This window comes from Micrococcus sp. HSID17227 (genome assembly GCF_003989405.1).
Lineage (GTDB): Bacteria > Actinomycetota > Actinomycetes > Actinomycetales > Micrococcaceae > Micrococcus > Micrococcus luteus.
The window spans coordinates 1-1,188 of sequence record NZ_RBLN01000415.1 but is presented as its reverse complement, the minus strand read 5'-3'; the positions used below and the strand labels follow the sequence as shown (position 1 = coordinate 1,188).

Here is a 1,188-nt window from a genome sequence, read left to right as displayed (position 1 = left end):
GTGCTCTGCCGGCGGACGGGGCGGCCTCCTGGCGCGTGCTGGTGCCGTGCGTGGCCGTGGACGGTGTTAGGGTGGAATCACTCCACCACGGCTGACCCCACCGCCTCGCGCGGCCCGGGTCTCCGGTGCCCGGGCCAGTGACGGCCGGACGCACCGTGCGCCGTCGGCCGGAACCCCGCCGCGATCCATCCCGTGCTGCGCACGGCCGGCGTGCGGGACCCCCTCCGGCTCGGTCGAGTCCGGACGCCTCCGCCCCGTCACGCAGCGACTGCGCACGATCAGGGGAGGCGCCACTGATGAGTTCACACCATGAAACCCGGTTTTCTGGGGCGCCGCTGCGCGGCCCGACCGGATGCACACCGCAGCCCGACGCGCCACGCGCCGCCGGGCCGCATTCGAGGGAGAAGGAACCTTCGTGACCGAATCCACGGAACAGACCACGCCGACGAACGGCGGTGGCCTGGCCTCGCTCAAGCTCGCCCAGCTCCAGGCCCTGGCCTCTCAGCTCGGCATCGCCGGCGGCTCGCGCATGCGCAAGGCCGACCTGGTGACCGCGATCTCCGACCACCAGCGCGGCGGCTCCGTGGCGGACCGCGACGCCGCCGAGCGCGCGGCCCAGGCCCCCGCGGCCCCCGCCGCCGAGGCCGCCCCGGCCACCGCGTCCTCTCAGGACGCCGCCCCGGCCGCCGAGCGCCCGGCCCGCCGCCGCTCGCGCCGCGCCGACGCCGACACCTCCGCTCCGGCCGCCGCCCAGGACGGGCAGCCCCAGGCCGAGGCCCGCGAGGACCAGACGGAGCAGGCCCCCCGGGAGACCGCCTCGGACCAGGATCGGTCCGGGGGGTCCGATACCCGCGACGAGGGCGAGGACCGCCCGCAGTCCGAGCGCCGCTCCCGCAATCGCCGTCGCTCCGGCGACGACGACGCCCAGCAGGGTCAGGACCGTCGCTCCGACGGCGCCCAGGGCGAGGACGACGCGGACCGCCGCGGCGACCGGGAGGACCGTGACGACAACGGGCGCGAGAACGGCCGCGGCCGCAACGGCCGCAACGGGCGGGACCGCGACCGCGAGAACGGCCGCGAGAACAACCGCGACCGCGAGAACGGCCGCGAGAACAACCGGGACCGTGAGAACGGCCGTGACGGCTCGCGCGAGCAGCGCGGCGACAAGTCCGAGGACGGCGGCCGGGG

1 protein-coding gene is annotated in these 1,188 nt (G+C 76.9%); it reads left to right on the top strand.

Annotated features, from left to right (window positions below):
• Positions 1-415 precede the first annotated feature (415 nt).
• Positions 416-1,188, top strand: a 773-nt coding sequence (locus tag D8M29_RS12330) for a Rho termination factor N-terminal domain-containing protein (protein WP_174233375.1), incomplete at its 3' end; no start/stop codon positions are given.